The 654-nt window shown below is 71.7% G+C and carries 1 pseudogene; it reads right to left on the bottom strand.

From position 1 onward, the window contains the following. Positions 1–654: pseudogene (locus N878_RS24595) on the bottom strand (exonuclease subunit SbcC); the annotation flags it as partial.

The raw sequence follows: 654 nt of genomic DNA, 5'->3' as shown, positions 1-654 counted from the left end.
GACCTCGCGGGCGCCGCGCGCCTGCGCCAGTTCGGCCTGCCGGCTCTCGACCTGGGCCAGCCGGCTCTGCACTTGCGCCAGGCTCTGTTCATGGCTGCGCTGCAGCTCGGCCAGGGCCGCGCCATCGGCCAGCGACAACGCCTGCTCGGCCAGTTGCTGCTGCCACTGCGCATCCAGCTGGGCGGCCTGTTCGCGGGCCTGCTCCAGCTGCTGCTGCAGCTGGGCGATCTGCGTGGCCAGGCGGGTCAGCTCGTCGCGCAGGGTGGCGCCCTGGTTTTCCAGCTGCGCCAGGTCGTTGCGGCCCTGCTCCAGCGCCTGGCGCGTGGCCGAGACGTCGAGCGCCTGGTACTGGCTGACCGCCGGGTGCTCGTGCGAGCCGCACAGCGGGCAGGCCTCGCCCGGCTGCAAGCGGGCGCGGTAGGCCTCCAGATCCTGAATGCGCTGCTCCTGCTCCAGCAGCTTTTCCTTGTCGGCCAGCTGCTGCTTGAGCAGCTTGTAGCGCTCGCGCAGGCCGCCGATTTCGTCCTGCTTGCCGGCATGCTGGTGCTGCAGCTGTGCCAGCCGCGGGCTCAGTTCGGCGAGCTGCCCGGCCAGGCGTTCGCGCGTCTGCGCCAGTTGCTCCAGACGATCCAGCGCCCTGCCCTGCACCTGCAG

The organism is Pseudomonas sp. EGD-AK9, assembly GCF_000465935.2.
Taxonomy (GTDB): Bacteria; Pseudomonadota; Gammaproteobacteria; order Pseudomonadales; family Pseudomonadaceae; genus Aquipseudomonas.
This window is presented reverse-complemented; position numbering and strand designations above follow the sequence as displayed.